The 21,169-nt window shown below is 73.0% G+C and carries 18 protein-coding genes and 2 pseudogenes; 10 read left to right on the forward strand and 10 right to left on the reverse strand.

The window, feature by feature from the left end:
* Window positions 1-386: 386 nt before the first annotated feature.
* Complete coding sequence (locus ACZ4QV_RS33380; protein ID WP_361619559.1) at window positions 387-929, forward strand: bacteriocin fulvocin C-related protein; 543 nt, start codon at window positions 387-389, stop codon at window positions 927-929.
* A gap of 67 nt (window positions 930-996) precedes the next feature.
* A complete protein-coding gene (locus ACZ4QV_RS33385; RefSeq protein WP_361585997.1) occupies window positions 997-1,851 on the forward strand; it encodes a M15 family metallopeptidase in 855 nt (284 codons plus the stop codon).
* Window positions 1,852-1,873: 22 nt separating this feature from the next.
* Here the strand turns inward: ACZ4QV_RS33385 and ACZ4QV_RS33390 are convergent, their stop codons facing one another.
* Both ACZ4QV_RS33390 and ACZ4QV_RS33395 read right to left on the reverse strand, forming a co-directional pair.
* Window positions 1,874-3,958 (reverse strand): FG-GAP-like repeat-containing protein, encoded by a 2,085-nt coding sequence (locus ACZ4QV_RS33390; RefSeq protein ID WP_361619561.1) that lies wholly within the window; start codon window positions 3,956-3,958, stop codon window positions 1,874-1,876.
* A gap of 101 nt (window positions 3,959-4,059) precedes the next feature.
* Window positions 4,060-5,574 (reverse strand): FG-GAP-like repeat-containing protein, encoded by a 1,515-nt coding sequence (locus tag ACZ4QV_RS33395; RefSeq protein ID WP_361876169.1) that lies wholly within the window; start codon window positions 5,572-5,574, stop codon window positions 4,060-4,062.
* 621 nt (window positions 5,575-6,195) lie between these two features.
* On the opposite strand from ACZ4QV_RS33395, the pseudogene ACZ4QV_RS33400 reads away from it, so the two are divergent.
* The 6 genes and pseudogenes from ACZ4QV_RS33400 to ACZ4QV_RS33425 form a co-directional block, all read left to right on the forward strand.
* Window positions 6,196-6,633: pseudogene (locus ACZ4QV_RS33400) on the forward strand (Zn-ribbon domain-containing OB-fold protein); the annotation flags it as partial.
* Window positions 6,634-6,745: 112 nt separating this feature from the next.
* Window positions 6,746-7,951 (forward strand): lipid-transfer protein, encoded by a 1,206-nt coding sequence (locus tag ACZ4QV_RS33405; protein ID WP_361585988.1) that lies wholly within the window; start codon window positions 6,746-6,748, stop codon window positions 7,949-7,951.
* Between the two features lie 217 nt (window positions 7,952-8,168).
* Window positions 8,169-9,878, forward strand: coding sequence for a GGDEF domain-containing protein (locus tag ACZ4QV_RS33410; protein ID WP_361155226.1), 1,710 nt, complete (start codon window positions 8,169-8,171; stop codon window positions 9,876-9,878).
* A 249-nt stretch (window positions 9,879-10,127) separates the two neighbouring features.
* Window positions 10,128-10,895 (forward strand): MIP/aquaporin family protein, encoded by a 768-nt coding sequence (locus ACZ4QV_RS33415; RefSeq protein WP_361155224.1) that lies wholly within the window; start codon window positions 10,128-10,130, stop codon window positions 10,893-10,895.
* Between the two features lie 53 nt (window positions 10,896-10,948).
* Window positions 10,949-12,478, forward strand: coding sequence for a glycerol kinase GlpK (glpK, locus tag ACZ4QV_RS33420; RefSeq protein WP_361155222.1), 1,530 nt, complete (start codon window positions 10,949-10,951; stop codon window positions 12,476-12,478).
* A 149-nt stretch (window positions 12,479-12,627) separates the two neighbouring features.
* The gene (locus ACZ4QV_RS33425; protein WP_361585983.1) at window positions 12,628-13,113 is read left to right on the forward strand and encodes a hypothetical protein; all 486 of its coding nucleotides are present in this window, start codon (window positions 12,628-12,630) and stop codon (window positions 13,111-13,113) included.
* A 147-nt stretch (window positions 13,114-13,260) separates the two neighbouring features.
* Here ACZ4QV_RS33425 and ACZ4QV_RS33430 read toward each other — a convergent pair whose 3' ends face one another.
* From ACZ4QV_RS33430 to ACZ4QV_RS33445, 4 genes are all read right to left on the reverse strand, one after another.
* Window positions 13,261-13,872 carry a GTP-binding protein gene (locus tag ACZ4QV_RS33430; protein ID WP_361155218.1) on the reverse strand — a complete coding sequence of 204 codons (612 nt, stop codon included), beginning with the start codon at window positions 13,870-13,872 and terminating at the stop codon, window positions 13,261-13,263.
* 129 nt (window positions 13,873-14,001) lie between these two features.
* Window positions 14,002-14,412: a DUF742 domain-containing protein gene (locus tag ACZ4QV_RS33435; RefSeq protein ID WP_361155216.1), complete on the reverse strand. Its 411-nt coding sequence runs from the start codon at window positions 14,410-14,412 to the stop codon at window positions 14,002-14,004.
* Between the two features lie 26 nt (window positions 14,413-14,438).
* The gene (locus ACZ4QV_RS33440; protein WP_073767290.1) at window positions 14,439-14,888 is read right to left on the reverse strand and encodes a roadblock/LC7 domain-containing protein; all 450 of its coding nucleotides are present in this window, start codon (window positions 14,886-14,888) and stop codon (window positions 14,439-14,441) included.
* On the reverse strand, window positions 14,885-17,629 hold the full coding sequence (locus ACZ4QV_RS33445; protein WP_361585978.1) for a sensor histidine kinase: 2,745 nt from the start codon (window positions 17,627-17,629) through the stop codon (window positions 14,885-14,887). The genes ACZ4QV_RS33440 and ACZ4QV_RS33445 overlap by 4 nt, the downstream gene beginning before the upstream one ends.
* Before the next feature lie 299 nt (window positions 17,630-17,928).
* On the opposite strand from ACZ4QV_RS33445, the gene ACZ4QV_RS33450 reads away from it, so the two are divergent.
* Window positions 17,929-18,417 (forward strand): hypothetical protein, encoded by a 489-nt coding sequence (locus tag ACZ4QV_RS33450; RefSeq protein ID WP_467763805.1) that lies wholly within the window; start codon window positions 17,929-17,931, stop codon window positions 18,415-18,417.
* 22 nt (window positions 18,418-18,439) lie between these two features.
* Here the strand turns inward: ACZ4QV_RS33450 and ACZ4QV_RS33455 are convergent.
* From ACZ4QV_RS33455 to ACZ4QV_RS33470, 4 genes and pseudogenes are all read right to left on the reverse strand, one after another.
* Window positions 18,440-18,694 (reverse strand): annotated as a pseudogene (locus ACZ4QV_RS33455) (hypothetical protein); the annotation flags it as partial.
* Window positions 18,695-18,788: 94 nt separating this feature from the next.
* Window positions 18,789-19,202 (reverse strand): FAD-dependent oxidoreductase, encoded by a 414-nt coding sequence (locus ACZ4QV_RS33460; protein WP_467763806.1) that lies wholly within the window; start codon window positions 19,200-19,202, stop codon window positions 18,789-18,791.
* Between the two features lie 14 nt (window positions 19,203-19,216).
* Window positions 19,217-19,621 carry an FAD-dependent oxidoreductase gene (locus tag ACZ4QV_RS33465; RefSeq protein ID WP_467763807.1) on the reverse strand — a complete coding sequence of 135 codons (405 nt, stop codon included), beginning with the start codon at window positions 19,619-19,621 and terminating at the stop codon, window positions 19,217-19,219.
* The gene (locus ACZ4QV_RS33470) at window positions 19,618-19,962 is read right to left on the reverse strand and encodes a bifunctional 3-phenylpropionate/cinnamic acid dioxygenase ferredoxin subunit (RefSeq protein ID WP_361155212.1); all 345 of its coding nucleotides are present in this window, start codon (window positions 19,960-19,962) and stop codon (window positions 19,618-19,620) included. The genes ACZ4QV_RS33465 and ACZ4QV_RS33470 overlap by 4 nt, the downstream gene beginning before the upstream one ends.
* A gap of 173 nt (window positions 19,963-20,135) precedes the next feature.
* On the opposite strand from ACZ4QV_RS33470, the gene ACZ4QV_RS33475 reads away from it, so the two are divergent.
* Window positions 20,136-20,942 (forward strand): IclR family transcriptional regulator, encoded by an 807-nt coding sequence (locus tag ACZ4QV_RS33475; protein WP_361155211.1) that lies wholly within the window; start codon window positions 20,136-20,138, stop codon window positions 20,940-20,942.
* Window positions 20,943-21,169: the final 227 nt, after the last annotated feature.

Below are 21,169 nucleotides of genomic sequence, written 5' to 3' on the forward strand. Positions count from 1 at the left end.
CGGCTCAGGACACCCCGGGATACCGCAGACGGAAAGCTGGTGCGGCCTTCTCTTTCTGCTCTATTGCCGCCTATTTTCCCGGTGCGTCACTCTTGCCGGAGAACCCTTCCGCAAAAACGGATGAGGGACGGCATGAGCGATCCGGCGACGCAGTGGGTGTTGGCCTTCGACGCCTCGTGCGAGCAGCGCAGGAAAGCCTCCGAAGCGGTCGAGCGCGCCTGCGAAGGGAAAGTCGAACTGTTGTCGCTCATGCATCAGGACGAGCGCCGGTCGCGCGCGGAGAGTTTCGGCGAACGCGCCCCCTGGAAACCGGGTGGAGCCGGACCGGGTACGTGCCTGGGCCGGTCCGGGAATGGCCGTGGCACTCGTCCGGAGGCTGGGGCCGCGTGCGACCATCCGTACGGTCGGCACCCTCGACGACCTGCGCCGGCCGCCCCGTACGGCTGACCGCCCAGCCTCTGCCCCACCGCCAGGCCGTCTGGGCCGCCCTGCCACCCGCGGCCCGCAGCCGGCTCTGGGTGGAACAACTCGCGCGCTACCGCCGGGCGCACCCCGGCCCTTCCCCGGAACAGAGCGACGTACTCGAAGAAGTGCACCACATCGCCGCACAGGAGAGCACTTTCGCTTTCGACCGGGTGGCCGATCCCGGCCCGGCCGAGCGGGCCCTCCGGGAGTCCGCCGACCGGCATTTCGGGCGCGCTGAGGCGAATCCGCTGTTCGCGGCAATCGGCCCCGCCGAGACTTCCGGGCGGCGCGGCGCAAAGGCTCTGAACTGCAATTGCAGCGTCGAGTCCAACTACTGTTCCAGCAGTGCCTGTCACGACAACCAGTGCATGAAAGGCCGGTGCGACTGCCGCGTCTACCAGCGCTCCTGCGGTTGTCTCTGGCGCTATCCCTGCGACGGCTTCCGCGCTTGCAGTTCCTGCTGAGCCTCTGTTCCGGCAGGCGGCGCCGGGTGTCTTCCGTGGGGCGCGGTGCCGGTGGTAGACGGGTGCCATGCCGAGACTCGCTGCCGCGCTGCGCGGCCTCACCGTGGCCGCCACGGCCTTCGCTCTTACCTCTGCGGCCGTGTCACCAGGAGCGGCCACCCAGCCGCGGCCTTCGGGCGGCACCGCGCTCGCACCAGGTACGACCGTGTCCGCCCCCGCGCCCAGGGAATTCGTCGCTCTGCGCGACGTGGACCCGACGATCCGCCAGGAGATGCGGTACTTCACGCCGCACAACTTCATGGGCGTACCGGTGACCGGCTACCGGCAGCCCCTGTGCATCCTGACCCGGGACGCGGCGCGGGCGCTGCACCGGGCCCAGCGCTCCTTCGTGCGGCAGGGCTACACGCTCAAGGTGTACGACTGCTACCGGCCGCAGCGCGCCGTGAACCACTTCGTGGACTGGGCGAAGGACCTGGGCGACCAGCGGATGAAGGGCGAGTTCTATCCGCGGGTCGACAAGTCGGCCCTCTTCCGTGACGGCTACATCGCCGAGAAGTCGGGGCACAGCCGGGGCAGCACCGTCGACCTGACGCTGGTCCGGCTGCCCGGCCCGCCCACCCGGCCGTACATCCCCGGCGAGCCGCTGACGCGGTGCTACGCGCCCCAGAAGGAACGCTTCCCCGACAACTCGCTCGACATGGGCACCGGATTCGACTGCTTCGACACCCTGGCGCACACCCTCGACCCCCGGGTGCAAGGCCGGCAGCGGGCGAACCGGCTGCTGCTGAAGCAAGGGCTGGAGCGCGCAGGGTTCCGCAACTACGACAAGGAGTGGTGGCACTACACCTTCACGCCGGAGACGTTCCCCGACACGTATTTCGACTTCCCTGTCTCGCGGCGGTCACTGAGCGGCCGGCACTGAGCAGCCGGCACTGAGCAGCGGATCACCAGCCTCCGGTCAGCCGTAGCGGCCGGTCGGGGACGGCGCCCCCGGTGTTGACCCACAGGTTGAGGTCACCGGTCGTGGCGTCCCTGGCGACGAGGTCGGCGATGCCGTCGCCGGTGAAATCGCCGGCGGCGGTCTCCGTGCAGGGCCAGTCGCTCTTCAGGACCGTGGGCGGGCCGAAGGTACCGTCTCCCTTCCCGGGCCGGAGCCGCAGTGCGTTCGTGGCGTCCCTCGCCACGAGGTCCGCCTTACCGTCGCCCGTGAAATCGCCGGCCACCGCCTGCGCGGCGTCCCCCCAGCCACGGACGGCCGTCACCCGTACCGCGAACGTGCCGTCTCCTCGGCCGGGCCACAGCAGGAGATTCCCTTCGCCGTCACGGGCGACGAGGTCCAGGATCCCGTCGCCGGTGAAGTCGGCCGCGGCGGTCCGGGTGAAGACCCAGCCCCGGGTGACCCGCGCCGGAGGCGCGAACGTGCCGTCGCCGTTCCCCGCCCAGAGCTTGAGGGCGTTCTCGGGGTCCTTCCCGTCCTTACCGATGAGGTCCGCCTTCCCGTCACCCGTGAAGTCGCCGGCCACCGCCTGCGTGATGTCCCCCCAGTCGCGGAAGGCCCGTACCGGCCGCGCGAACGTGCCGTCGCCTCGTCCCGGCCGGTCGGTGTCCTGGTTACCGGGCCACAGCATCAGATCCCCGTCGGCATTACGGGCGACGAGGTCCACGATGCCGTCGCCGGTGAAGTCGGCCGCGGCGGTCCGGGAGAAGTGCGGAGCGGGGTGGGTGGGCGGTGCGGCGGTGACGGTGCCGGCGAGGACGAGGCTGCCGTTGTCGTTGAAGTGCAGCCGGTCGTCACCGCGGTCGTAGTACCCGGCGAAGAGCCGGGCGCCGTCCTGCGGGTCCCGCGTCGCCCGGTCGAAGTCGACGTAGGAGTCCAGGTCCCGGCTGGTCCGGATGTAGCGGTTGACCTCCTGCCAGGTCTGTTCCTTGGCGGGGGTGTACGAGGGGTATCCCGCGAAGGGCGGGATGGTGGCTGCGGTGAAGGTGAGGCCGGCGGTGTGGGCACGGCCGGCGAGGTGCCGGATCGCCTCGATGAGGGAGGTGCTGTCGGCGCCGTCCAGCGCGATGTCGTTGATGCCCTCGTAGAGGATCACGGACCGGGCGCCGGGCTGTTCGACGACGTCGCGGGTGAAGCGGTTCAGGGCGCTCGGGCCGTAGGCGGCGCGTGTCCCGGTGGAGTCGGTGAGCAGCCGGTTGCCCGAGATTCCGGCGTTGACGACTCCCGTGTGCCGTCCCGACGCCTGGAGGGCGCGGCCGTAGTGGTCGGGCCAGCGGCGGTGGGTGTCGGGGGTGGTGTGCCCGCCGTCGGTCTGTGAGTCGCCGAGGGCGATGACGGTGCCGTCGCCGCCGGACACCGTGACGTCCACCCCGTTGAGGTAGGCCCAGTGCGCGAAGCGGGCCGGGAAGCGGCTGCCCGCCGGCTCCCCCGCCCGGTCGGCGCCGTCGCCCGGTGCCGAGGTGTAGGAGGTGGTCAGCGTGTAGTCGTGGTACGGAGCTTCGGCCACGGGCTCGGGCAGATAGACGCTGACCAGCAGGTTCTCGTCGGCCTTGACGGGGAAGGCCGCCTGGTCGCTGCGTACCGTCTCCCCTGGTCCGATGACGGTGCGCCGGCTGCCGCCGAAGGTCAGGGTGACCGGCGTGCCGGTGGCACCGGCTCCCGCTGACCGACGGGCGATGGTGGCGTGTCCGATGAGCACGGGTGCCGTGGCGAAGGTGTTGGCGAGCTGGATGCGCGCGGTGTCGCCGCCGGTGCTGGTGTGGACGACCATCCGCAGCGTCTGCCGACCGGTCACCCCGGACTTGGCGGCGGGGGCCGCCGTGCCCAGCGCGGTTCCCCAGGTACGGGTCCAGCCCGGGTCCGCTCCGGTGCCCTGTCCTGCCCGGGGCGCGGCGTGCGACGCCGCCGGGTCCCGGGCGTCGGCGGACCGTGCCCATGTGACATGGCTCAGCGCGGCGACCGTCGCGCAGGAGGTGAGCGCCACCGTGGCCGTTCGCGTGGCTCCGCGGAACAGCCGCGCCGTCCTCGTCATGGGGTTTCTTCCCAACCGTCGTGTCGTGTAAGGGATGCGTGGCGGCCGGGTGGTGGGCCGGCCGGCCCACCACCCGGCCGCCGCCGGTCAATAGCTGCCGGTCAATAGCTGCCGGTGACCGGGACGCGGGCGGCGAAGGTGCCGTTGCCGCGGCCGGCCCAGCGCAGGACGGTGCCGGTGTCGTCGTCACGGGCGACGAGGTCGACCTTCCCGTTGCCGGTGAAGTCACCGGCAACGGTCTGGGTGTACTTCCAGCCGCCCGTCAGGAGGACCTTCTCGGCGAAGGTGCCCCCCTTCCTGCCGGGGAACAGCCAGAGGTTCTTGCTGTCGTCACAGGCGACGAGGTCCGTGATGCCGTCGCCGTTGAAATCGCCCGCGGTGGTCTGGGTGTAAGCCCAGTTCATGGTGACCGGCACCGGCCCCGCGAACGTGCCGTCACCGCGGCCCGCCCACAGTTTCAGGTCGTTTCCGACCTTGCCTATGAGGTCCGCCTTCCCGTCACCCGTGAAGTCGCCGGCCACCACCTCGGTGACGAACCAGCCGCCGGTGACATCCACCGGACGCGCGAAGACGCCTTTCTTGGTGCCGGCCCACATGCGCAGGAACGTCCCCGCCGGCTGGTCCGGCCTCGCCTCCTTGCGCTCCTGACGGGCGACGAGGTCGGTGACGCCGTCACCCGTGAAGTCGGCCGCGGCGGTCCGGGTGAAGTTCCAGTCACCCGTCAGCTTCTTCGGCAGGTCGAAAGCACCGCCCTTGCGGCTCTTCCACACCGACAGGTTCCGCGCGGCGTCCACGGTGAACAGGTCGGCGGTGCCGTCGCCGTCGTAGTCGCCGGCCACCAGCTCCTGGCGGGGCAGGTCGGCGACCGCCGCGATCCAGTCCGCAAGACCGTCGACGCGGGCCTCGACGGCGTTCCGGCGGGTCTCCTCGGAACCGAAGCAACCGCCCTGCCAAGAACGGCTGTTGACGGCGACCAGCTCGGCAGCGCCATCGGTCACCCGGAGGGCCGGCCCACCGGTGTCACCCTTGCAGACGGCGGCGTTCGCATCCGCGCCGGTGACACCGGCCGAAGTGGCGGTGACGCTGTCCACCGTGAAAGGTGCGGCGTGCAGGCGGTCGGGGACCCACTCGGTCCGGGTGCGCCCGTATCCGGCGACCGTCAGTGTCTCGCCCTGGGCGGGGCCGGACGTGGCGACCCGCACCGGGGCGATGCCGCCGACCGGCTTGTCGAGCTTGGCCATCACCAGATCGCGGCCCTGGTACGGCACCAGATCGACGACCTTCGCCACACTGCCGCCCGAACCGGACAGGGCGGTGCGGCCGACGGTGGCCGTGGTGGGCCACTTCGGCGCGCCCGCGCCGACGCCGGTGCCGGCCGCGGGGTCGTCCGCGAAGCAACTGGCGGCGGTGACCAGCCACTGCCGGTCCACGAGAGCGGCGGAACAACTGCGCCGGCCGTCGCCGATGTCCAGCTTGGCGGCGAAGGAGTAGGCGCCGTCCAGGACCGGTTCGCCTGCGACAGCGTGGGCCGGCAGGGCGGCTGTCAGGGTGACGGTCGCGGCGGCGACGGCGACCAATCCGGTCGACCAAGATGTGCGGGGGCGTCCGCTGGGCACGGTGTCGCTCTCCTGTTCCTCACGGTGCGGGCCGGGGAACGGAGGTTCCCCGGCGCTCCGGCCACCGGCTCGCACCGGCACCGCACCGCCGGGCATCCCCGTGCGTGTGCGGCGCCGTCGCATGCTCTGCGCGCGTCCGGCGATCCTCGGCCGTCGGAATGTAGCAACGGAAGAGGTGCAAGCCCGACGGTAAGCGCCCAGGGTTTCCGGTAAGCGGAACAGAGGGACATTCGGTGATCAGTGGGCATGAAGCCGGTGCCCTCTGAGGAACCCGTGGTGGTGAGCCGGCAAACGGAACCGACGCCGAGCCGGCGTCGCACCCCGCGGGCGGGCGGCCTCACCGGCAAGGCGGGGAGATCTTGGCAAGTCGGCCGGGGCGCGGAACCACCCCCGTGGATCCCGCACCCCGGCCCCGCCTTGGTGGACGCCGTGCGGGGGTGTCCGGTTCAGCCGGTTCAGCGGAGAACGACATGATCCCTTCGCCCGGCGGGAGCGGACGGGCGGCGGCGGGGTTCCGTCGGCCGCCCGTCGCGTGGCAAACTCCTGACGGCTCGTCAGTTTATCAACCGGGCCCATCCGTTGTCGGTGACGGGAGGATGCGTGGCACGTGTACGCAAGCCGGTGGTGCCGGGGTGGTTCACCGACGTCGGCCACGGGCAGGACCCGGCGGGCTTCCGGCTGCTGGGAACGCGCTGCGATGCCTGCGGTGCCGTGTTCTTCCCGCGCGAGGACTTCTTCTGCCGTGCGCCCCGCTGCGACGGGACCGAGTTCACCGAAGTGCCGTTGTCCCGGCGTGGCACGGTCTGGTCGTACACGGACGGCCGCTACCGGCCGCCGCCACCCTACGTCTCGGACCCCGAGGTGCCGTGGCAGCCGCGCACCCTGATCGCGGTGGAGCTGGCGGCGGAGCGGATGGTGGTGCTGGGGCAGGCCGTGCCGGGGGTGTCCGTGGCCGCCCTGCGGGTCGGCATGGAGGCCGAGCTGGTGCCCGGGGTGCTGGGCGAGGACGCGGAGACCGTGTGGACGACGTGGTGGTGGCGGCCTGTGGAGGCCCACGAGGCGGACGGTACGGGCGAGTCCGGCCGGGCGGGCGAAACCGACGGAGCCGGCGGGGCAGACGGAGCCGGCGGGACGGGCCGAGCTGACGGAGCGGTCGGGGCGGGAGGCGGCCATGCCCGGTGACATCGCCGTCCTCGGGGCGGGCATGCACGCCTGGGGCAAGTGGGGCCGCAGTTTCGTCGAGTACGGAACGGTGGCGGCGCGGGCGGCCCTGGCCGACGCGGGCCTGGAATGGGCCGATGTGCAGTCGGTGGTCGGTGCGGACACCGTGCGCGGCGGCTATCCGGGGTACGTGGCGGGCGCGACGTTCGCGCGGGCGCTGGGCTGGCAGGGCGCGCGGGTGTCGAGCGTCTACGCGGCCTGTGCCTCCGGGGCGCAGGCCGTCGCCGCCGCGCGGGCGCAGATTCTCGCGGGCCTGGCGGACGTGGTGCTGGTGGTGGGCGCGGACGCGGCCCCGAAAGGCTTCTTCGCCCCGGCGGGCGGCGACCGGCCCGACGATCCTGACTGGCTGCGCTTCCGGCTGCTGGGCGCGACCAACCCCGCCTACTTCGGGCTGTACGCCCGGCGCCGGATGGCCCTGTACGGGGACACGGCCGACGACTTCGCGCAGGTGAAGGTGAAGAACGCGGCGGCGGGCGCGCTCAATCCGTACGCGCGGTACCGCAAGCCGGTGACGGCGGCGGAGGTCGCCGCGTCGCCGGTGGTCGCCGACCCGCTGCGGCTGCTGGACATCTGCGCCACGTCGGACGGCGCCGCGGCGCTGGTCCTGTGCGGGCTGGACTACGCACGGCGGCGGGGCGTGCCGGACCCCGTCCGCATCCGGGCCGTCTCCACGGCGACGCCTCACCATCCCCGTACGGAGCTGGACCTGCCGGACATCGCGACCGACTCGGCGGCGCCCGTCCGGGACGTCCCGGAACCGGAACGGCCGGCCGCTTTCCGGCCGTCCCTCGCCGAGGCCGCCTACGAGGAGGCGGGGCTCGGGCCGGACGACCTGTCGCTGGCGGAGGTGTACGACCTGTCCACCGCGCTGGAGCTCCAGTGGTACGAGGATCTCGGCCTGTGTGCCGAGGGCGGGGGCGCGAAGCTGCTGCGGGACGGGGCGACGGCGCTCGGCGGGCGGCTGCCGGTGAATCCCGGTGGCGGTCTGGCGTCGTTCGGGGAGGCGGTGCCCGCGCAGGCTATCGCGCAGGTCTGCGAGCTGACCTGGCAGTTGCGCGGGTGGGCCGGGGCGCGGCAGGTACCGGGCGCACGGGCCGGGATCGCGGTGAACCAGGGATTGTTCGGGCACGGTTCGGCGGTGGTCGTGGTGCGGTGACGCTTCGGGGAGGGGAGCCGGGGAAGCACGGGCCGCCCGGGGTCCGTGCGACCGTGTGGGACCCGCCAGGCCCGCGACACCTGCGAGCTCCGTGCGGTCCGCGAGGCCCACGAGATCCGCGAGGCTCGCGCGGGCACCCGTTCGAGTGCGCCGGAAGGATGCGTGAACAGTGCGTGAATCACGCACCGTTCGCGTTCCCGATGGGCATTCTGCTGCCGTGCCTGCCTGGACGGACCAGCTCCGATTCGCCTTCCAGCCCGTCGTGAACCTGTCGACCGGTTCGGTCGCCGCCCTGGAGATACTCGCCCGGCCCGAACGCGGCGACGTGCTGACGGCGGCGCGGCGCTCCGCCGGCCTGGACGCCGAGCTGGCCGGGCTCGCCGTACGGTCCGCCGCGCGGCAGGAGACCCTGCTGCCGCTGCACGTCAACGTGTTCGCGGCGACCCTCGCCGAGCTGCCGGGGCTGACCGCGCTGCGCAAGGCCGTGCACGACGTGGGCCGCCGGCCGTGGGAGATCACCATCGATGTCGGCGGGCCGTTCACGCACGTACCGCGGCGGGCGCTGCTGGAGGGGGTGGCGGGGCTGCGGCAGGACGGGTACCGCGTCGGCGCCGACGGGGTCGGCGACGGTGACCTGCCGCTGCGGCTGCTCGGCGATCTCGCCCCCGACCTGGTGAAGCTGGACGCGTCGCTCTGCGCGGAGCTGGACGGTGACCGGGGCGGGCGGGCCGCCGTGGCCGCGATGCGGCAACTGTGCGAGGTGCTGGGCAGCGTGCTGGCGGTGGAGGGGGTGGAGACGGAGCGGCAGTACGCGGCGGTGCGCGCGGCGGGCGCGCAGCTCGCTCAGGGGTTCCTGTTCGCGCCGCCCGCGCGGCGTCCGGCGGCCGATGTGTATGTGCCGGAGCTGCGCGACGGGTACGGGCCGGTGGCCAGCGGGTACGCCGGGGGCGCCGCGTCCGGGGCGGCCCCGCCGCCGGCCGGGCCGCCGGTGACGCAGTTCCTGCAGCCCGCCGCGCTGCTGCCGATGTCCGCCTCGGCGGGCGCGGTGCGCAGTCATCTGACGGGTTTCCCGGGGGTCTCGGGCGTACTGCTGGTGGACCCCGACGGCGTACCCGTACGGGCCATCGACCGGGACCGCTTCCTGCTGTCGCTGTCCGGCCGCTACGGGCACGCGCTGTACGCCGACCGCCCGGCGCTGCGGCTGGCCGACCGGCCGCGGACGGTCGGCGCCGACGCCACCGCCTGGGAGGTGCTGGACGTGGCGGCGGACGGCGACCGCGACCGGGCCGGGGACGACGTGGCGGTGGTGGACGAGCAGGGCCGCTGCATGGGCGTGGTGCATCTGGCCGACATCCTGCGGGCGCTCGCGGAGAGCCGGGTGGAGGAGGCGGCGCGGCTCAATCCGCTGACCCGGCTGCCCGGTTCGGACGCGGTGAACGCGGAGGTGGACCGGCGGATCGCGGACGGCCGGGCGTTCGCGCTGAGCTGGCTGGACGTGGACCGGTTCAAGCAGGTCAACGACGGGGCCGGGTTCGCGGCGGGGGACGCGCTGATCCGGGCCGTGGGGCAGGCGCTGGCCCGTACGGCGGCAAAGCTGCCCTCGGCCCGGGTGGGGCACATCGGCGGGGACGACTTCCTGGTGCTGGCCGCGCCGGACGACCTGGAACCGTTCGCGGCGGCCGTGGTGGACGTACCGTGGTCGGCGGGCGGGCTGCCGGTGACGCTGTCGCTGGCGACGGTGGTGTGCGCGCCCGGCAGTGTGACCGGTCATGCGCAGGCCGCGGCGGCGCTGGCGCCGCTGAAGAAGGCCGCGAAGTCCCTGAGCGGAGTCGGCAGTTGGGTGCTGGGGTGGCCCGGTGCGCAGGGGCACGAGGTGCGCCGGGGCCGCCGGCGCGGGGACGGGACGCCGCCCCACCCGGTCCCTTGACGCCCCGTCACCTGCGGTGAACACTTCCGGGTGTCCGTCGGCACCGCCACAGCCGGGTGACCCGGCCGCGTGGCAGCGACAGGCGCTGCCCGACTCCCCAGGGGCGGTCCCGGCGCACCGGCACGCTCGACGCGGACGCCGCGCGGGGCGCGGCGGCCCAGCGCCCGCCACCCTCCCCGTGGCCCGGGAAGTACGCACCCTGCACGGAGGACCGGGGCCACGGCCCCGGGCCAGGGACAAGGAGCCGCCATGTATGCCAACGGGGACATTTTCGTCGGTGAGGTCATCGGCACCGCCTTACTGATCCTCTTCGGTGCCGGCGTGTGCGCCGCCGTCACCCTGCACCGCTCCAAGGCGAAGGGCGCGGGCTGGGTCGCCATCGCGTTCGGCTGGGGTCTCGGCGTGCTCGCCGGGGCCTACACCGCCGCTCCGCTGTCCGGCGGGCACCTGAATCCGGCGGTGACGCTGGGGTCGGCGGTCGCGGACGGTACGCCGTGGTCGAAGGTGCCGTTGTACGTCGCCGCCCAACTGGTGGGGGCGCTGCTCGGCGCCGTACTGGCCTGGGCGCTGTACTCCGCGCAGTTCGCGGCCAACCGGGAGGCGGACAAGGCGCAGCCGACGCTGGGGATCTTCTCCACCGCCCCCGAGGTCCGCAATCCGGCCGCCAACCTCGTCACCGAGATCATCGCGACCGTGGCGCTGGTGCTGCCGCTGCTGTTCTTCGGCAAGAACGAGGGCATCGGCATCGGGCAGGTGCCCGGTGCGGACGCCGGTGTCTACGGGTCCGGGATCAACGTCCTGCTCGTCGCCCTGCTGGTGGTGGGCATCGGCCTGTCCCTCGGCGGACCCACCGGCTACGCCATCAACCCGGCCCGTGACCTGGGGCCGCGGATCGCCCACGCACTGCTTCCCATCCCCAACAAGGGCACCTCGGACTGGTCCTACGCCTGGATTCCGGTGGCCGGCCCGCTGATCGGGGCGGTGCTCTCCGGCCTGGTGTTCACCGCGGTCTTCTGAACCGTCCGCGCACGGCGCCCGGCCCGACCCGCTACGAGGAATCAGGAGACGTCATGACGGACGGCATCACGGACAGGTACGTCGCCGCGATCGACCAGGGCACCACGTCCAGCCGCTGCATCATCTTCAACCAGGACGGCGCGACCGTCGCCGTGGACCAGCGCGAGCACCGGCAGATCTTCCCCAAGCCGGGCTGGGTGGAGCACGACGCCGAGGAGATCTGGGCCAAGGTGCAGGCAGTGGTGGCGGGCGCGCTCGCCAAGGCGGGGCTGCGCGCCGACCAGCTCGCCGCGCTGGGCATCACCAACCAGCGCGAGACCACGGTGCTGTGGGACCGCTCCACGGGCAAGCCGGTGCACAACGCGGTCGTGTGGCAGGACACCCGTACGGCGGGGCTCTGCCACGAGCTGGGCGGCTCGGACGGCCAGGACCGCTTCCGCGAGGCCACCGGGCTGCCGCTGGCCAGTTACTTCTCCGGGCCCAAGGTGACCTGGCTGCTGGACAACGTGCCGGGGCTGCGGGCGCGGGCCGAGGCCGGGGAGATCGCCTTCGGGACGGTCGACTCGTGGCTGATCTGGAAGCTGACGGGCGGCACGGACGGCGGGGTGCACGTCACGGACGTCACCAACGCCGGGCGCACGATGCTGATGAACCTGCACACGCTCCAGTGGGACACCTCGGTGCTGTCCGCGATGCGGGTGCCGGAGGCGGTGCTGCCGGAGATCCGGTCCTCGGCGGAGGTGTACGGGACGGCGGTGGGCCAGTTGCGGGGCGTGCCGGTGGCGGCGGCGCTGGGCGACCAGCAGGCGGCGGTGTTCGGGCAGACCTGCTACCGGGTCGGCGAGGCCAAGAACACGTACGGCACGGGCTCGTTCCTGCTGCTGAACACCGGGCAGCGGCCGGTGCCCTCCAAGAGCGGGCTGCTGACGACGCCGGGGTACCAGCTCGGCGGTGAGGCGCCGGTCTACTGCCTGGAGGGCTCGATCGCGGTCACCGGTGCGCTGGTGCAGTGGTTCCGGGACCAGTTGGGGATCATCGACTCGGCCGCCGAGATCGAGGACCTGGCGGCGCGGGTGCCGGACAACGGCGGGGCGTACATCGTCCCGGCGTTCTCCGGGCTGTTCGCGCCGTACTGGCGGTCGGACGCGCGCGGTGTGATCACGGGACTGACGGGTTACGTCACCAAGGCGCACCTGGCGCGTGCGGTGCTGGAGGCCACCAGTTGGCAGACGCGCGAGGTGGTGGACGCCATGTACCAGGACTCCGGCGTGCAGATCACCGCGCTGAAGGTGGACGGCGGCATGACCGCCAACAACCTGCTGATGCAGCACCAGGCGGACGTGCTGGGCGTACCGGTGATCCGGCCGGTGGTCGCGGAGACGACCTGCCTGGGCGCGGCGTACGCGGCCGGGCTGGCGACGGGGGTGTGGCAGGACCTGGACGAGCTGGCGGCGCACTGGAAGCGGGACACCGAGTGGACGCCGCGGATGGACGGGCCGACGCGGGAGCGTGAGTACGGCAACTGGCGCCGGGCGGTGGAGCGGAGCTTCGGGTGGCACGAGGCGGGTGCGGAGGGCGTGTAGCGGTCCTGCTCCCGCCGGACCGGTTCGCCGTTCCACCGGAAGAGGCGCGGCGAAGGAGCCCCGGAGGCGGTGCGCGACCTGCCTCGTCGGCCCGGAGCGGGCCGACGAGGCAGGCGCGCGGTGTCCGGGGGACATCACCAGGGGGTGTGATGAGCGCGGATTCCATCACCGCGGTATGTGCTGTCGTCATTGCTGTGGCGTCGCTGATCGTGACCGCCTACCAGACGCATGCGATGCGCCGGCACAACCGTCACTCGGTACGCCCGGTGCTCCAACTGCGCCACAGTTGGTACGAAGGGCGGACAGCGGGCATCCGGCTAGTCAATTCCGGGCTCGGCCCGGCCGTCGTCGACAGCACGCTGACCGTCGACGGCACGGTGATCGGAGCCTGGGACAAGCCCAACGCGGACCGGGTCCGCGAGCACCTGTCGGTGCGCCCGCACGCGGTGACGTTCGACCACGGGCAGGTCATCGCCACCGACTTCGACCAGTACCTGTTGAGTGTCGCCGGCTTCGACCGGAACGAGCACGCCGAAGTCGAGGACTTGATCACCCGGCGGCTCACGCTCACGATTCGGTACGAATCCCTGTACGGCGGTGAGAACTACACCACCGTTCTCCGCTCCCCCCGTTGAGCGTGAGCCCCTGGAGAATCCGGCTCTCAGCAGGCACTGGCGCCGCGCAGCCACGGAGGAGCACGGCCCGTGCCCCGGACGATGGGGCACGGCCCGTGCCCCGGACGATGGGGCACGGCCCGTGCTCGCGGGGGGGGGACGGCTCCGCTACGGGAGGGCCGGCTCGCGCCGCCGGGCGCTGACGTGCATCGCGTGTTCCACGACCGCGATCAGTACGTCCTTGGCGGAGTCCTTCTCGCGGGCGTCGCAGAGCATCACCGGTACCTCGGGATCCAGGTCCAGTGCGTCGCGAACCGTTTCCGCGGGGTAGCGTTCCGCGCCGTCGAAGCAGTTGACGGCCACCATGAACGGGATGCCGCGGCGCTCGAAGTAGTCGATGGCGGCGAAGGAGTCCTCCAGGCGCCGGGTGTCGGCCAGCACGACCGAGCCGAGCGCGCCGCGGGCCAGCTCGTCCCACAGGAACCAGAAGCGGTCCTGGCCGGGTGTGCCGAAGAGGTAGAGCACCAGGTCCTCGCGGAGCGTGATGCGCCCGAAGTCCATGGCGACGGTGGTGGTCCTCTTGCCCTCCACCCCGGCGAGGTCGTCGACCGGCCGGCCCGCCTCGGTCAGCCGTTCCTCGGTGCGCAGCGGCTTGATCTCGCTGACCGCGCCCACCAGGGTCGTCTTGCCCACCCCGAAGCCGCCCGCCACCAGGATCTTGAGGGTGACGGGGTCGGGGGCGTCCGGCTTGCGGCGTCGTTCAGAGCGCCCGAAGACCATGGCCGTCTTCTCCCGGTTCGCCGCTGGTGCTGTTCTCTCGCATTCCTCGGTCCTCGCAGTTCGTGGGGGTGCGGCCCGGCGGGGCGGTGCGCCGGCGGGGTGTCACCGCCGTACGGCCCCGCGCGCCGGTCACAGCGCCCGGAGCCCGTCGATCACCTCGCGCAGGATCTGCTCGTCGGGCAGTTCCGCCGGGGGCACGGGACGGCTCACATGGACCAGCTCCGCGTCCAGCAGGTCACCGATCAGGACCCGTACGACGCCGAGCGGCAGGTCCAGTTCGGCGGCCAGTTCCGCGACGGACAGCGGCGCGTCGCGGCACAGGCCGACGATGTCCACGTGCTCCGGCGACAGGGTCTGGTCGTCGAGCGGTTCGCCGTGCCGGTCCTCGGCGATCACCAGGGCGATCAGGTCGAGTCGCGGTTCGGCCTCGGTGCTGGTCCGGCCGCGGGTCATCGCGTAGGGGCGCACCACGGGGCCCGCCTCGTCGTCGTACCAACTGGCGTCCCCCTGGCCGGGCCTGGTCGGGCCGTCTGTGGTCATGGCGTCACCGTGCCGTCATCCTCCGGTCAGCCGCCGGCGGGCTGCCCGGCCCTGGGCGCGGTGCCCAGGTGGGCGCCCACCCGCTTGACGAGCAGCGTCATCTCGTACGCGACCAGTCCCACGTCGGAGTCGGCGTCGGCCAAGACGGCGAGGCAGCTACCGTCACCCGCGGCGCTGACGAAGAGAAACGCTTCGTCCAGCTCGACCAGGGTCTGCCGGACCCGGCCCGCCTCGAAGTGCCGGCCGACGCCCTTGGCGAGGCTGTGGAAGCCGGAGGCGACCGCCGCGAGGTGCTCGCTGTCCTCCCGTGTGAGGTCGGCGGACGCGCCGGTGGCCAGTCCGTCGCTGGAGAGGATGAGTGCCTTGCGGATGCTGCCCACCCGGTCGACGAGCTCGTCGAGGAGCCAGCTCAGCTCGCCCGACCCCTGCGGGCCCTTCGACTCGGCACTGGCCGCTGCTGCCTTCGGTGCGGTCATCGACCGTCCCCTCCCGATGTGGTTCCTGGTGCTGTGTCCGGGCTGCGGTCCCGCCCGTCGTCCTCGCCGTTGTCCCGGCGGCCGCGCTGCCAGCCGCGCTGGAGCGAGGCCATCCGGGCGCGGACCTCTTCGGCGTCGCGGTCGTCCGCGGCGCCAACGGGTGCGCCGTCCGGCTCGTCCTGTGCGGCGGGCTCCGCCTTGAGCTGAGGGGCGAGGCTGGCCTGCCGTACGCGGCGGGGCAGCCCTCCTGCCGTCGTGGCGGGCCGGCCGGACGGGGCAGGGCCCGTGTCCGTCGTCGTACCGGTGTCCATGTCCGCATCCGTGTCGCCGTCGGTTTCCGCGTCGGAGCGTACGTCGGCGCGGGCCGCTCCGTCGACCGGCCTGCCGTGGTCGGAGACCAGGACGGGCGGCCGGTGGCGGCGCGGCAGCGGCGCGGGGCCGTCGCCGGCCGGTGCCTGGTCGCGGGTCTGCCGGTGCTGCTCGGTGCCGCCGGCGGGCCGTACGGGGGCGACGGACGGGGTGCTGCCGTCGCGGCGGGTCCGTGCGCGGTGCAGGGTGCCCGGCTCCCGCTCGGTGCCGCGCGCGGCCTCCCGCGGGGCGCGGTGTGCGGCCCGGCCGCGGAAGAGGCTTCCCTCGTCGTCCGTTTCCGCCCGTTGGGCGAGTTCCGCGCGGGTCAGCGGGGGCTCCAGTTCGACCGGCCCGTCGATGACGTCCGGGGTGCGGTCCCGCTGCTCGGGCAGCGGTACGGGCACCTGGGCCAGGGCGGCCAGCTTGCCGCCGGGAGCTGCCTGCTCCCCCGTCCGCGGCCCCTCGATCCGCCGGCTGCCGGTGTCGTCGTCGCGGCCGGTGTCCTCGGTGAGGAGCGCGGCGGGCAGGAAGACGACGGCGGTGGTGCCGCCGTACGGGGACGGCTGGAGCGAGACCCGGACGCCCTGGCGCTGGGCGAGGCGGCTGACCACGAACAGGCCGAGCCGGTCGGTGTCGGACAGCTCGAACTCGGGGGTCTCGGCGAGCCGCAGGTTGGCGTCGAGGAGGACGTCGGGGGCCATGCCCAGGCCCCGGTCGTGGATCTCCAGGGTGAAGCCGTTGGAGACCCGCTCACCGACCACCTGCACCGCGGTGTGCGGGGGCGAGAAGACGGTGGCGTTCTCCAGGAGTTCGGCGATCAGGTGGGTGAGGTCGGAGACCGCGGGGCCCTGGACGGCCAGCCGCGGCAGCCGGCGCACCTCGATGCGTTCGTAGTCCTCGACCTCGGCGACCGCGGCGCGCACCACGTCCATCAACTGGATGGGCTTGCGCCACTGCCGGGAGGGGGCCGCGCCGGAGAGGATCACCAGGCCCTCGGCGTGCCGGCGCATGCGGGTGGTGAGGTGGTCCAGACGGAAGAGGTCGGCGAGTTCGTCGGCGTTCTCGGTGCGCCGTTCCATCGCGTCCAGGAGGGTCAGCTGGCGGTGCAGCAGGACCTGGCTGCGGCGGGCGAGGTTGACGAAGACCTCGGAGACTCCGCGGCGCATGTCGGCCTGTTTGACGGCGGCTTCGACGGCGGCCCGCTGGAGGGTGTTCAGCGCCTGCCCGACCTGCTCGGTCTCGCTCTGGCCGAAGTCCAGGCGGGGCGCCTCGGTCTCCACGTCGACCTGCTCGCCCGCGGCCAGCCGCCGCATGACGCTGGGCAGCCGGACGCCGGAGACCTCGTGGGCGTCCTTGCGCAGCCGGATCAGGTCCCTGACGTGCTTGCTGCCGATGCGGACGGAGACGATGACCGAGACCAGCAGGGCGACGAAGCCGAGGACGCCCGCGACGCCGGCCTTGAGGAGGACGGCCACGGCGACCGGCTCGACGCGTTCCTTGTAGCGGTCGCCGGCTTCCCGGCCCATCCGCTGGAGGTCGCCGAGGATCTTCCCGGCGGCGGCGTTCCAGCGTTCGGCGTTGACGGCGCGGGGGGCCGCCGCGGGGCCGCCCTCGATGATGCGGTCCTCGAAGGCGGTCAGTTCGCGGGCGGGTGCGGAGCGCCAGTAGTCGGTGAAGACGGCGCGGTCGTCGCCCGGCAGTACGGGCAGGCTGGTCGCGTACAGGACGCGGCGCTCGGCGACGCGGTCGGCGAAGTCGCGCAGGTCGCGCTTGGTCATGGTGCCGGAGACGATCGCCGCGGACATCAGCGCGTCCTCGCGGGAGACGGCCTCGCGGGCGCGGGTGACGTTGACCAGGGCGCGGCCCTGCTTGTCCATCTCGACGTTCTCCAGCGCGTGCAGCGCCGCGAGGAACTCGTAGTTGGGGTCGACGAGGTCGTTGTACGCCTCGAAGGCCGCGTCGCGGGAGATGGTGTTGTCCTCGACCTGGGTGCGCAGCGAGGTCAGCCGGCCGAGGCTCTTGAGGATGTCCTCCATGCGTTCGCCGGCGACGCCGTTGAGGTCGTCGCGCACGGCGGGGTCGGCGGCGTTGTCGCGCAGCTTGTTGACGATCTTGTCGGTCTCGCGGGTGCGGTCACGCAGCTCGGCCAGGGAATCGGCGCCGCGCCGGTCGGCCAGGAAGAGCAGGCTCTGCCGCCGTTCCTGCTGGAGCGCCTGGACGGCGTCCTCGGCGGGATAGCCGAGTTTGGCGACGACGTTGCCGACGCCGAGCAGCTGGTTGGCCTCGCGACCGGTGATGTACGTGGCGAACGCCCACATGGCCGTGAGGGACACCAGTGGCACCAGCAGCAGCGCTGCGATCTTCCGAGTGATCGTCTTCCCTCGAAAGCGCATGGCCTCCCCTACGTCGACCCCGGCGCACGGGGGTGGTGTTCCGTCAACAAACGGCGCGAGCCTACTACTGACGAGGGACCTGACCGAAGTCACGCGCGCGCATCGGACCCGCAGGTCAGGGGCGGATCATCCGCAGTTGTCGGATGATTGCCGGACAACCCGCCCACCCATGTGGCCTCGAACACCCCTTCCGCGCCCGCCTGTGTGCCGGAGCGGCTGGCCGAAAATCACATCCGCCGGGAACCCGTCGGCCGTCCCGTTCGTGACCATGGTGGGCGGTGGTGTGTCCGGGCAGGGACATGCGACGGGGTGAAGCCGGGCAGGGACCCGGGTGGCGGGGCAGGCGGGTCCACGCGGGTACGGGGAGAGTGATGCCGGAGATGGTTCACGACGACGGTGGCATCGGCCTGAGCGGCGGCAGGCGCGCCTTGTGGCAGGAGGAGCCGGCGGCCAGGCCGCGGATGGCCGATCCGGTGCGGACGGCCGCGGTGCGCGCCGTCATCATCGCGGCGCTGACCCTCGTCCAGGCCATGGTGGCGTTCTTCTGCACGATGGCGGGTGCCTGGTTCGCGTTTCCCGCGGTGCTCAGTACGGTCGCGAGCACGGTGGTCGCGACCTGGGCGGTGCTGGACGTCTGGGTGACGCGGCAGGTCTGGGTGCAGCGCAACGGGGTGCGCTCGCAGCCGAGCAGTACGGCCAGGCGCCTGCGCCGGGAGCGGCGGCAGGCGCGGCGGGAGGCCCGCAAGGCGCGGCGGCGTCCGCCACGAGTCGGCGGCGCAGCCGCATGACCGGCCGGGGGCGGCCGATGGCGAGGACCGCGGTGATCCGTCCGTCGCGTTCGTGGACGGCCAGGAAGCTGCGTCGCCGGGGTCGCCCTCGACGGCGCGTACGGCGTCCTGCGGCCCGCGTCGGCCGGCCAGTTGGATGCGTGTTCCGTACCGGCCCGACCAGAAGCAGGGCAGTGCGGTGTGCCGTGCGACGGCGGTGCCGGCGAGCAGGTTGCGCACGGCCGTGCCGGGCTGCTCGGTGGCGCTGGTCCGGTGTTCGGTGCGCACCCCCGCGCAGCGGGCCACGTCACCCGCGACGACGACCTGCGGCACGGACGTCACACCGCCCGCGTCGCACACCACCCCGTCGCCCAGGCGCAGTCCGGAGCCGGTCAGCGGCCTGCGACGGGGCGCACCCCGACCCCGACGATCACGAGGTCCGCGTCCAGCAGCCGCCCGCCGGCGAGCTCCACCGCCCGCACCCGGCCCGCCCCGTCGTCGCTCAGCCCTTTGAAGCCCGTGCCGCACAGCAGCCGCACCCCGTGATCCGCGTACAGTTCCGCGCAGATCCTCGCCAGGTCCGGGCCGAGCTGAGGCGCCAGCGGCAGCGGCGCGGCCTCCACGACCGTCACCGGAAGCCCGAGTGCGGCACAGGAGGAGGCGGCCGCGGCGCCGATGAAGCCGCCGCCGATGACGACCACACGCGGTGTTCCGTCGTGGAGGGCGGTCCGTGGCGCGCGGGCGTCGTCGTAAGTGCGCAGGACGTGCACTCCGGTCAGGGCACTTCTGACGGATCTCCGCGGCATCGCGGCTCCCCCGGCTACCGCTGGGAGGTACGCCCAGGCACGCGCCCTCGGCGCACGGCGCACAGGGACGGGTGGCTCCGGTGGTGATGACGACGCCGTCGGTGCGCAGGGGGCGGGCCGTGCGGCCGTCGTCGAGGGTCACCGTGCGTCCTACAGTGTCCAGCGCGGGGCCCGATGCCGAGGTGCCGTTCGGCGGCCAGCCTGTCCGCCTCTTCCCGGTCGGGCAACCTGGGGCCCGCCAACTCCATGGACAACGGCGCGCGTTGGTTGAGGAACGCCTTGGACAGCGGCGGCCGGCCGTACGGGCGGTGGTGTTCGGCGCCGACGGTCACCGGCCGCCCGTCGAACCCTTCGGCGCGCAGGGCCCGCGCCGCGTACAGTCCTGCCAGTGAGGCGCCGACGACGGTGACGGTCCTCATGCGTAGGCGTCTTCCCGTACGGTCGACTCCCGGGCGGTGGGCCGGACATGGATCATGCCGTCCGCCTCGGTGACCTCGTGCGTACGGACGGGGCGGCGGGCCGGGAGGCAGCTCGGCATTCCGGTACGCAGGTCGAACAGCGCGGCGTGCAGCGGGCATTCGACCTGGCAGCCCTCCACCCAGCCTTCGGAGAGCGAGGCGTCCTGGTGGCTGCACCGGTCGTCGAGGGCGTAGAGCGCGCCTTCGCTGCGGAAGACGGCGATGGCGGGTGTGGTGGCGTCGATCTCGATCCGTACGGCCCCGCCTTCGGGCAGGTCCTCGGTGCGGCAGACGGGAATCATCTGGCCCCCTCAGCGCTGATCGGTATCATGGCGTTCTGCATAACGCATCGCGTAGCGCATCGCGCAACAGAATCCAGTCCGGTGGGTGTGCCGTCAAGGGGCTGCCGACGCTTCTTGGCCGGGCCCCTTTCGACGTGCCCCGCCGGGGCCGACGGGTGGTGACGTCAGACCCCATGGCGAAGACGACCGATGCGGCCGGAGACCGGTCCGAGGAGAAGCGGAGCGCGGCCGGTTCCGTCCAGTCCGTGGACCGCGCGGTGAGTGTGCTGGAGATCCTGGCCCGGCTCGGCGAGGCCGGGGTCACCGAGATCGCCGAGGAGCTGGGGGTGCACAAGTCCACCGCCTTCCGCATCCTGGGCGTCCTGGAGCACCGCGGGCTCGTGGAGCAGGAGCACGAGCGCGGCAAGTACTACCTGGGCGCAGGGGTGTTGCGGCTGGCCGGGGCCGCCGCCATCCGGCTGGACATCTCGCAGGAGGGCCAGCCGGTGTGCCGGGCGCTCGCCGACGAGACCGGGGAGACCGCCAACATCGCCGTGCTGGACGGGGACGCGGCGGTCAACATCATGCAGGCGCGCGGCGCCGCGGCGGTCACCGCGTACAACTGGCTGGGCCGGCGCACGCCGTTGCACGCGACCGCGAGCGGCAAGGTGCTGCTGGCGCACCTGCCCCGGGAGCGGCGCGAGCGCCTGCTGGAGCGCAAGCTGGCCCGGTTCACGGCCAACACCCTCACCGCGGCCGGCGAGTTCCGGCGGCAGCTCACCGCCGCGGCCGCGCAGGGGTACGCCTGCTCCTGCGAGGAGCTGGAGATCGGGCTGAACGCGGTGGCGGCGCCGGTGCGGGCCCACGACGGTGCCGTGATCGGCGCGATCGGCGTCTCGGGACCGGCGTACCGGATGGCGGAGCCGCTGCTCGCGGAGCTGGCCGGGCAGGCGGTGAAGGCAGCCGCCGAACTGTCCCGGCGGATGGGTTTCGCGGGCTGACGGACGGCCACCCGGTCACCCCTTGACGGATCGCTCACGGACTTCCAGCATGTCTCTCATGGCGCAACATTGCGCGTCATGAGCAACGCAAGGGAGTCCACCGGGCGTTCCTTCGTCTCCGCGGTTCCCTGCGCCTCCTCCGGTTCCCCCGATACCCGTGCGTCCGCCGCGTCCCGTGGACCCCGTACGCCCCAGCAACCCCATAACGGCATCCGTGCCGGCTCCAC

The sequence above is a fragment of the Streptomyces sp. NPDC026394 genome, from assembly GCF_055567735.1.

Excerpts from the sequence above, each read along its gene's own strand:
- ACZ4QV_RS33385 (WP_361585997.1), top strand. The coding sequence starts at position 997 with ATGCCGAGACTCGCTGCCGCGCTGCGCGGCCTCACCGTGGCCGCCACG.
- ACZ4QV_RS33390 (WP_361619561.1), bottom strand. The coding sequence starts at position 3,958 with ATGACGAGGACGGCGCGGCTGTTCCGCGGAGCCACGCGAACGGCCACG.
- ACZ4QV_RS33405 (WP_361585988.1), top strand. The coding sequence starts at position 6,746 with ATGCCCGGTGACATCGCCGTCCTCGGGGCGGGCATGCACGCCTGGGGC.
- ACZ4QV_RS33415 (WP_361155224.1), top strand. The coding sequence starts at position 10,128 with ATGTATGCCAACGGGGACATTTTCGTCGGTGAGGTCATCGGCACCGCC.
- glpK (WP_361155222.1), top strand. The coding sequence starts at position 10,949 with ATGACGGACGGCATCACGGACAGGTACGTCGCCGCGATCGACCAGGGC.
- ACZ4QV_RS33425 (WP_361585983.1), top strand. The coding sequence starts at position 12,628 with ATGAGCGCGGATTCCATCACCGCGGTATGTGCTGTCGTCATTGCTGTG.
- ACZ4QV_RS33430 (WP_361155218.1), bottom strand. The coding sequence starts at position 13,872 with ATGGTCTTCGGGCGCTCTGAACGACGCCGCAAGCCGGACGCCCCCGAC.
- ACZ4QV_RS33435 (WP_361155216.1), bottom strand. The coding sequence starts at position 14,412 with ATGACCACAGACGGCCCGACCAGGCCCGGCCAGGGGGACGCCAGTTGG.
- ACZ4QV_RS33440 (WP_073767290.1), bottom strand. The coding sequence starts at position 14,888 with ATGACCGCACCGAAGGCAGCAGCGGCCAGTGCCGAGTCGAAGGGCCCG.
- ACZ4QV_RS33445 (WP_361585978.1), bottom strand. The coding sequence starts at position 17,629 with ATGCGCTTTCGAGGGAAGACGATCACTCGGAAGATCGCAGCGCTGCTG.
- ACZ4QV_RS33450 (WP_467763805.1), top strand. The coding sequence starts at position 17,929 with ATGCGACGGGGTGAAGCCGGGCAGGGACCCGGGTGGCGGGGCAGGCGG.
- ACZ4QV_RS33460 (WP_467763806.1), bottom strand. The coding sequence starts at position 19,202 with ATGCCGCGGAGATCCGTCAGAAGTGCCCTGACCGGAGTGCACGTCCTG.
- ACZ4QV_RS33465 (WP_467763807.1), bottom strand. The coding sequence starts at position 19,621 with ATGAGGACCGTCACCGTCGTCGGCGCCTCACTGGCAGGACTGTACGCG.
- ACZ4QV_RS33470 (WP_361155212.1), bottom strand. The coding sequence starts at position 19,962 with ATGATTCCCGTCTGCCGCACCGAGGACCTGCCCGAAGGCGGGGCCGTA.
- ACZ4QV_RS33475 (WP_361155211.1), top strand. The coding sequence starts at position 20,136 with ATGGCGAAGACGACCGATGCGGCCGGAGACCGGTCCGAGGAGAAGCGG.